This is a genomic window from Pseudoalteromonas sp. MIP2626, from assembly GCF_013414205.1.
Taxonomy (GTDB): Bacteria; Pseudomonadota; Gammaproteobacteria; order Enterobacterales; family Alteromonadaceae; genus Pseudoalteromonas; species Pseudoalteromonas nigrifaciens.
This window is the reverse complement of record NZ_JAATTW010000110.1, coordinates 1-1,425: the sequence shown is the minus strand read 5'-3', so window position 1 is coordinate 1,425 and position 1,425 is coordinate 1. Positions and strand designations below refer to the sequence as shown.

Sequence of the window (1,425 nt, the reverse complement as noted above, 5' to 3'; positions counted from 1 at the left end):
TAATGCAGATCGTTTAAGCTAATTGAACGATCTTTCAGAGGCTTCATAATAGGCTACAACAGAAGTTGTGGCCTATTTTTATGTCTGAATTTATTAAAGAATTACACCTTACTACTGAGTTTTGCCAAGATCGCGATATTGATTCGTTTACTAAGCACATTCCCCTTGAGTGGATTGAAGAAGCTGTTAACCAAACAGGAAGAGCATCAGTACGTAAACGACGCTTCCCCGCCGAGCAAGCCGCTTGGCTTGTGTTAGGAATTGGTTTATTAAGAAACCGCTCAATATCTGAAGTCTGTGACAAACTAGAGCTCGCTTTTCCTGACGCTAAAGGAGAGCTTCCCCCATTGGCGACCAGCAGTATAATAAAAGGGAAAGAAAAGCTAGGCGCTGCGCCTATGAAGCACCTTTTTAAACATACAGCAACGCAGTGGGAGCAGTCGCAAACGTTTGATGACGTCTGTGGTTTAAAGCTACTAAGCGTTGACGGTACACAATTTAAAACCCAAGATACCCCGAGTAACCGTCACTTTGGATATGCTCAATCGACAACTAACTTTCCCTCAGTACTTGCTGTGACCTTGATGTCGACAAGAACGCATTTAATATCCGATGCAGCGTTTGGCCCTATCACTCAAAGTGAAATTCATTATGCTCAACAGCTTGTTGGCTCAGCACCTGAACATTCATTGACCCTCTTTGATAGAGGTTTCTTTTCGGCTGAACTATTCACGAGCTGGCAAGGTGTTAGCGAAAATCATCATTGGCTTACGCCCATTAAAAGCAAAATGCGCTATGAAATAACGGAATCATTTAGTGATTATGACCACTTAATAACAATGCCTATTTCGCCACAAGCTAAAAAATCAGCCCCTTACCTAGGTGATACATGGCAAGCAAGACTTATTCAAATTCCGACACCTAAAGGTGAAATAAAAGGGTTCATCACCTCATGCGTCTGTCCAGAAAAATACCCGCTAAAAGCGCTACTCCATGTTTATTGGCAAAGGTGGGAAATAGAGCGAGGATATGGTGAGCTCAAACAATATCAATTATCTAATAAACCAGCGCTACGGAGCCTGAAACAGGAAGGTATTTATCAAGAACTATGGGGTATTCTGACGTCATACAATATCGTGAGGCTTGAAATGGCAGAGATGGCTAAAGCCCATAAAGTGGAGCCATTACGCATCAGTTTCATAAACGCATTATACCTGATACAAGACGAGTTTTTATGGTGCTCAGGTCGAAGCCCCGGGACAATCCCTAAAAAGCTGAAAGAACTACGTGAAAACGGGAAACGGCTAATATTACCGGAGAAAAGAAAGCGAAAAGCTTATCCGCGAGCGGTGCTCGCAAAGACACAAAAATATCCGGTTAGGTATAAACGAAAAAACACCACTCGTTCTTAAACGAGTGGTGTTA

1 protein-coding gene is annotated in these 1,425 nt (G+C 42.5%); it reads left to right on the top strand.

Annotation, left to right across the window (positions count from 1 at the left end; all coding sequences use genetic code 11):
- Nucleotides 1-80 precede the first annotated feature (80 nt).
- Nucleotides 81-1,412 carry an IS4 family transposase gene (locus HC000_RS18215; RefSeq protein ID WP_257025640.1) on the top strand — a complete coding sequence of 444 codons (1,332 nt, stop codon included), beginning with the start codon at nucleotides 81-83 and terminating at the stop codon, nucleotides 1,410-1,412.
- Nucleotides 1,413-1,425: the final 13 nt, after the last annotated feature.